9 protein-coding genes and 3 tRNA genes are annotated in these 7,173 nt (G+C 28.5%); all 12 read right to left on the bottom strand.

Going from position 1 to position 7,173, the window contains the following annotated elements; genetic code table 11:
- Positions 1-83: 83 nt before the first annotated feature.
- Positions 84-160 (bottom strand) — tRNA-Met (locus tag Q0F58_RS16000).
- Between the two features lie 8 nt (positions 161-168).
- Positions 169-244 (bottom strand) — tRNA-Met (locus tag Q0F58_RS15995).
- A 24-nt stretch (positions 245-268) separates the two neighbouring features.
- Positions 269-357: transfer RNA gene (locus Q0F58_RS15990), tRNA-Leu, on the bottom strand.
- 232 nt (positions 358-589) lie between these two features.
- Entirely contained in the window at positions 590-994 is a 405-nt protein-coding gene (locus Q0F58_RS15985) for a S1 domain-containing RNA-binding protein (RefSeq protein WP_294378775.1), read from the bottom strand.
- Between the two features lie 136 nt (positions 995-1,130).
- Positions 1,131-1,430 (bottom strand): septum formation initiator family protein, encoded by a 300-nt coding sequence (locus tag Q0F58_RS15980; protein WP_294378773.1) that lies wholly within the window; start codon positions 1,428-1,430, stop codon positions 1,131-1,133.
- A 75-nt stretch (positions 1,431-1,505) separates the two neighbouring features.
- Positions 1,506-1,898 carry a spore cortex biosynthesis protein YabQ gene (gene yabQ / locus Q0F58_RS15975; RefSeq protein WP_294378772.1) on the bottom strand — a complete coding sequence of 131 codons (393 nt, stop codon included), beginning with the start codon at positions 1,896-1,898 and terminating at the stop codon, positions 1,506-1,508.
- 10 nt (positions 1,899-1,908) lie between these two features.
- Entirely contained in the window at positions 1,909-2,202 is a 294-nt protein-coding gene (gene yabP / locus Q0F58_RS15970; protein WP_294378768.1) for a sporulation protein YabP, read from the bottom strand.
- A 209-nt stretch (positions 2,203-2,411) separates the two neighbouring features.
- On the bottom strand, positions 2,412-2,672 hold the full coding sequence (locus Q0F58_RS15965; RefSeq protein ID WP_294378767.1) for an RNA-binding S4 domain-containing protein: 261 nt from the start codon (positions 2,670-2,672) through the stop codon (positions 2,412-2,414).
- 60 nt (positions 2,673-2,732) lie between these two features.
- Entirely contained in the window at positions 2,733-3,008 is a 276-nt protein-coding gene (locus Q0F58_RS15960) for an HU family DNA-binding protein (RefSeq protein WP_294378766.1), read from the bottom strand.
- Between the two features lie 207 nt (positions 3,009-3,215).
- Positions 3,216-4,682: a nucleoside triphosphate pyrophosphohydrolase gene (gene mazG / locus Q0F58_RS15955; RefSeq protein ID WP_294378764.1), complete on the bottom strand. Its 1,467-nt coding sequence runs from the start codon at positions 4,680-4,682 to the stop codon at positions 3,216-3,218.
- Between the two features lie 7 nt (positions 4,683-4,689).
- The gene (locus tag Q0F58_RS15950) at positions 4,690-6,237 is read right to left on the bottom strand and encodes a polysaccharide biosynthesis protein (RefSeq protein WP_294378761.1); all 1,548 of its coding nucleotides are present in this window, start codon (positions 6,235-6,237) and stop codon (positions 4,690-4,692) included.
- A gap of 122 nt (positions 6,238-6,359) precedes the next feature.
- A complete protein-coding gene (gene spoVT / locus Q0F58_RS15945; protein WP_294378759.1) occupies positions 6,360-6,911 on the bottom strand; it encodes a stage V sporulation protein T in 552 nt (183 codons plus the stop codon).
- Positions 6,912-7,173: the final 262 nt, after the last annotated feature.

Below are 7,173 nucleotides of genomic sequence, written 5' to 3'. Positions count from 1 at the left end.
CGGAATCGAACCGGTACGGTGTTTAACCACCGCAGGATTTTAAGTCCTGTGCGTCTGCCAGTTCCGCCACTTCGGCACAATATTGGTAGCGGAAATAGGACTTGAACCTACGACACCTCGGGTATGAACCGAGTGCTCTAGCCAGCTGAGCTATTCCGCCATATTAATTGGTTGCGGAGGCAGGACTTGAACCTACGACCTTCGGGTTATGAGCCCGACGAGCTACCAACTGCTCCACCCCGCGATAAACCATTTTTACATATATACTTGGTGCCGAAGACCGGAATCGAACCGGTACGGTGTTTAACCACCGCAGGATTTTAAGTCCTGTGCGTCTGCCAGTTCCGCCACTTCGGCATATCATTTAAAGTGTTGATCACGACTGCCAACAACAAAACTAATTATAATGCATATTGTATATGCTGTCAACAAAAATTTTTATTTTTTTTCTATATTATTAAATACTGCTTTATATCTAAGTTTTTTATAATTAAATAATGTAGAATGGATTATTTATGAATTTATAAATAATCCATTCTACATCTATAATTACATTAATTGTTTATCTATAATAGATGTTTAGAAAAGATTAGCAACCTTTTCTGCCACCTTTGCTCTTGAATTCTTGATGCTTTTTAACATCCTGCATTCTTTCTTCACTATCTTTTAAAAACTTTGACATTATATCTTCAAAATTTCCACTTGCTTTTTTCTTTTCAGATGCATTCCAGTCAATTTCGGCTGGCTTAACTGATTTTCTTTGAACATTAGCCTGTTTTATTGAAAGGCTTATTTTCCCATTATCATCAATTGAAATAACCTTTACTTTAACTTTATCTTGTTCTTTAAGATGTTCTCTAATGTCTTTTACATAAGAATCCGCCACTTCTGAGATATGAACTAATCCAGTTTTCCCTTCAACTTCTATAAAAGCTCCAAAATTTGTGATATTTACCACTGTGCCTTCTACTATGTTTCCTGCCATTAAGGTCATGTTTAAAAGATTCCTCCTTAAATTTAAAAATATATTTATTATTAAGAACTAACCATTATAGTTGTTCTTTAATTTTTAATACCAGAGTAGTATTTATTTTGTTCTATGCACTATAAGTTCCTCTATAAAATAAATGTTAATTTGGATTAGATTCTTTTTCATTATTGCTGCTATTAACAACCTTTTCACCTGGTTTAATCATTCCAAGTCTTTCTCTTGCAAGTCTTTCTAAATAGTCAGCTGAACCAGAATTAATTTTTTCTACCTCTTCCTGTAGTCTTTCATTCTTTTCTTGAACTTCTTCTAACTGAGCCTGTTTAACTGCTATTTCATTTTCTATTCTCCTCGTAGTTACTAATTGATTTATATAACTACCTATAAAGAAAATTACAAAAGCAAAAATTATCAGCTTTTTTATGATTAATTTCTTTTTCATCCATAGAACCTCTATTTACAAATTCTCTTAAGTCTATTGTAAACACTAACTTATTAATATTCAAGTAATTTTTTATCATTTACGTTTATCTATAACTTTATATACAACAATTTTAAAATAATACATTATATTTTTTAATATAATTCTTAAAGCCTTATATATTTTCTGCACAACTTTCTTCTCAAAATCATAAAAGTATCTGCTAAAAACTCTAAAATAAATACCTAAAGTAATTATCATAAAAATATAAACATATAAAGTCAAAAATGCATAATTCATATATAACAAAAATGAGAATATGATTAATGATGATAATAGCCAAAATAATATATCTTCAATAACAGTTATAAATTTAATTGTGCTGAATCCTCTAAATATTCTGTATATATCAAATAATATTCCTAAAATAAATCCAGCAATGCAACTATAAATTACTATATCTAACTGCATATTTATTGCTAAAGGCATAAACTTCCACCTATCTAAAGAGCCTATTAAATAGACTTTCTCTATTCTTTTTATTTATTTTTCCATTATAAATCATAGCTGATATACTTCCAACAATTATAACATCACCATTTTGCACATCCAACTTATTCATTTTTAACTCCTGGCCTTTAATAGTAAGATTTCCAAGTTTAGTTGTAAGATCTATCTTCTCCTCATCAAAATTCATTACTTCTATAACTCCACTCAAAGTCAGTTTTTTTCTATTTTCAAGAATCAGATTAGATTTATTATCCTGAACTGTACTATCAGATCTCTTTTCCATCAAAAATCCTCCATATTATTGTTTGTATACAATAAATATATGTCTCATAATTTTTATTTAGAAGATTAATGACAAATACCTATATTAGTTTATACCTATCTGTAAACTACATATATCAAAGAAATCTTATAAAGATTTTATCCTTACTTCGTAAATTGCATATTTTTAATTATAATATATTTAAAAAAGTAGTTAACTTGTACAAGTCACTACTCTTTATCTTCTTCGCCTTCAAGAATTATATACATTTCCTTAGCTGCTTCTTTTCTTACATGTTCTTCTATATTAACAATCTTAGCTTTTAATTTTCTGTTTGCAAAAGTAATTTCTATTATATCTCCTTCTTTTATTTGTACAGAAGGTTTTGCAACTTTATCATTTATAGTTATGCGACCACTTTCACAAACCTCTTTAGCTACTGTTCTTCTCTTTATTATACGAGATACTTTTAAATATTTATCAAGTCTCATTCTTTACTCCTCTACTAAAAGAACCCGAGATTAACTCGGGTTCATATTAGTTAACAAATACTATTTGTTAACTTTATCTTTGAATTCTTTACCTGCTTTAAATACTGGAACAGTTGTAGCAGGAATGTTGATAACTTCCTTAGTTCTTGGATTTCTTCCTTCTCTAGCTGCTCTTTCTCTAGTTTCGAAAGTTCCAAATCCAACTAATTGAACCTTTTCACCTTTTTCTAATGCTTCTTCAACACTTTCAATAAAAGATTTTAAAGCTAATTCTGCATCTTTTTTAGTTAATTTACTTTTTTCTGCCATGCTAGTTATTAATTCTGCTTTATTCACAATAACATCCTCCTTAAAATCCAGTTATATAATTTTTTAACTGCTTTCTAAATTATGTACTAAATTGCACTCCTTTATTATATATCCTCTTTAGCTAACCGTCTATAGAAAACTCTCTGTTTTACTATATTTAACTAAATATAAAGCATAAAGATTTACAATATAGTTCTTAATAAAATATTATTCTTCACAAACTAGAAAATTCCTTTATTTAATTGAGTTTTCTTCTAGCTTTTTTGATTCTTCCCATAGTCTATTCTTTTCATTAATATCTACATCTTGAAAATTTAACCCTTTGTCTCTTAATCTATTTTCTATATAAGAAAATCTCTTTACGAACTTGTCTATTGTAGAATTCAAAGCTAACTCTTCATCAATTCCCAAAAGTCTAGAAATATTTACACAGCTAAATAACAAATCTCCGACTTCATCTTTTATTTTATCCATATTTTTTATATTATATACATCTATTACCTCTTGAATTTCTTCTTTTAATTTATCTATAGCCAAATAAACATTTTCAAAATCAAATCCTACCTTTTTAGCTTTGTTTTGCACCTTGTGTGCTCTTAAAAGTGCTGGAAGTCCTTTTGTAATTCCACTCATTTCTTCTGATAATGTTTTGAATCCTTTTTCATTTTTCTTTAGTTCATCCCATTTTGCAAGAACATCATCAGATGTATTTATACCATTTAAAGTTCCAAATACATGTGGATGTCTGCTTATCATTTTTTCACATATTCCTGTTATAACTTCATTTATATCAAAATATCCATCTTCTCTTCCAATTGATGCATGAAAAACTACCTGCAATAAAACATCTCCAAGTTCTTCAATAAGATTATTATCATCTTCTCTATCAATAGCATCTATAACTTCATAACTTTCTTCTAATAATGCTTTTTCTAAAGTTTTATGTGTCTGCACTTTGTCCCAAGGGCATCCATTTTCACCTCTTAATGTTTCCACAATTTCTAGTAAATCATTAAAATCATTCTTATTATTTAAATCTTTTGGAATATATATAGATGTAAAATAATCAAAATCCTCCTGCATATCTAATTCATATAGAGGTATCGTTCTTATACTTTCTAGTCCCTCAATTCCTGCTGCTTTTACAAAAACAACTTCTGTTTCATCTTTATATTTTTCTAATAACTTAAGTTTAACTTCTGATGCAATAATAGGATTATATACTTGAGTTATAATAGTTCCAATTCTTTTATCCAATATTTGATTATTTATGTCAAATGCATCTATAATCTTAATCCCTTCAATTGGATTGATATTAAGTCTTTCCATTATAGCATCAATAAAGCTGGCCGCTGGAATAATTTTATATTCTATATTATTTTTTATACATTTTTGAATAAGATTTGATACTGATTTTTCAGCTACCAATGGATGTCCTGGAACTGCATATATCAAATCTCCTAATTCTTTATGCTTATCAATTAAATCTTTTGCTATTTCTTCATAAATTTCATCAAAGTTTTCCATACTTTCATATAAGTTATCATAAGTACTAAAACTTAAATTTTTCTCTTTTAAATATTCCACTGTAGGATATTCATCTGTTCGTAAAAATATATTTTTACAATTCTCAAATTCAAATAACGCTCCCATAGTCAAAGCTTCTTTAGCTCCAGGTCCTAATCCAATTATTTTAATCATCAGCTATCTATCTCCTCTTATTATCTCTTTTAAATCTATCTTTTATTTCAGATACTCTAAAAATTCTAAATATAACCACTAACACCATATATAATATCATACCTAAAATTATAGATATCAAGCAAGCAGTTCCATTACTTTGTATCTTTTTATATATAATATTATAACTCAATATTACAGAAAACATCATTATTACAGATGCATAAGCAGGCTTTATCAATGTATCGTAAAATCTCAATTTTATTTTTAATGTAGATTTAAGAGCTATCAAATTTAATATAGCTGCAGTTATATATGCACTTATACTTGCAATTACTGCTCCATATATATTTATATTATTTATAGGAACAAGGTTGCATGTTAATATAATCTTGACTACACATCCAATGAATAAATTTATTACTGGTTTTACATAATTTCCAGTCCCTTGCAATATTGAAGTTGTTGTTTGGGTAAGAATTATGAATGGTATTGACAAAGATAAATATCTTAGAATCATTCCACCTTCAGATCTTCCTGGAAATATAAGTTTTAATATGGGATCTGCCAAAAATAAAAGTCCAAATGCACAAGGAAGCGCTATCACCATCGCCATTTTCATCGCAATATGCATTTTTTCTTCAAGTTCTTTATGTCTGTTTAAAATAAAATTTTCTGCTATTATTGGAATTAATGATGTGCATATTGCCATTGATAATGTTAAAGGTACATTAACTATTACTGAGGCCTTTCCTGTAAGTTGTGCATATAATATTGTGGATTGTGTATTTGTAAGTCCTGATTGTAATAATTTCTGCGGAACAAGTATTGAATCAATTAAATTCATAACACTTCCAACTGTAGTGCCAAGTGATATTGGAATCGCTATTCTTAAAACCATATTTAATAATTCAGGATTTGTTTTTATACGTTTTATGTTATATTGTTTTTTCACTTTTCTATATTTTGCATATAAATAAGAACTTCCTAAAACAGCTCCTCCTGCTGCACCAAAAGCTGCCCCCCCTGCTGAGTATTCTATTCCTTTAGGCAATAAAAAAACAGCAAGTCCAACTCCAATTACAACTCTGCCAATCTGCTCTAAAATCTGAGAAACTGCTGATGGAGTCATATTTTGAAATCCTTGAAAAAAACCTCTGAATATAGTAATAAATGAAATTAACATTGGAGCAAAGGAAATTCCTATTAGTGAATAGTATGATTTTGTATCCCATTTTAGTAATGATATAATTGGTTCAGCAAAAATGAATAATGATAAAGTAGTTCCTATCCCTATCACCATCATTAATAAAGCACATTCTTTCATTATTTGAAAGCTTCCATCAATATCATTCACTGCATTTCTTTCTGATATCATTTTAGACATAGCTACTGGAATTCCTGAAGCCATAGCAATAAAGAACATATATAATGGATATGACATCTGATAATAACCTATTCCTTCATCTCCTATAAGCATTATCAGAGGCCATCTAAAAAACAATCCTAAAAATCTAGTTAATATCCCTGAGATTCCAAGGATAATACTTCCTTTTATTAATGACTGCTTATTCATAAAATACCTCCAAATTTCACGTGTTATTACTAATTTTTATGTGAATTTGAAGGTATTATGACACATATTTATTATTAGATAATCTTTTACTCTTTGTACAACGTTTACATTGTTTTGATAAATTACTGTTCCATTTGCTTTCCTAAAAATGCTGCTGCTGTTTCAACTAATTTAGTTTCGATTTCGCCAAGTTCAACATCTTCTTCTTTTGATAAGATTATAACAGCTCCAATTTCATCTCCCTCTGCAATTATAGGTGCAATAACTTGACTATTATATATAGACTCTTCATCATCACTATGTAATGGAATTACTGTGTTATTTGATTTGTTCAATAATACAGTTTTTCTGTCATCCATAATTTTTTCTAGCTCATTGCTTACTTTTCTTTCAATATACTCTTTTTTTGTTGCACCACTAACAGATACAAATGCATCTTTATCGCAGATTAGTACAACATGACCTATGACTTGTTGTAAACTCTCACAATATTCCTTTGAAAAATCAGTAAGTTCTTCAATTGGTGAATATTTTTTCAATATAACTCCACCATCTCTATCTGTAAATATTTCCAAAGGATCTCCTTCTCTTATTCTTAAAGTCCTTCTTATTTCTTTTGGTATTACTACTCTTCCTAAATCATCAATTCTTCTAACAATTCCTGTTGCCTTCATTAGGTTTTTTACCTCCTTTAAACCTCTAATAATTAGTTGCATTATTATTATTTGAATTTTTAGAAATTTTATACACTTATAACTAAATTTTATACACTTATTTTTATATTTATATTCTTTCTCACAATTACTCCTTTTTTAATTTAAATATTCTATTTTTTAACAATACAAATATAACTCTATAGTAAAAAAATCTGCTTCGCAGACTGTATATTTTTGCTCTTTTTCAAAGTTATCCATAGCTTGCTCAAAAGTACACAAT

This window comes from uncultured Clostridium sp., from assembly GCF_934754915.1.
Classification (GTDB): domain Bacteria; phylum Bacillota; class Clostridia; order Clostridiales; family Clostridiaceae; genus Clostridium.
The sequence above is the reverse complement of the archived record's forward strand: the minus strand, read 5'-3'. Positions and strand labels throughout refer to the sequence as shown.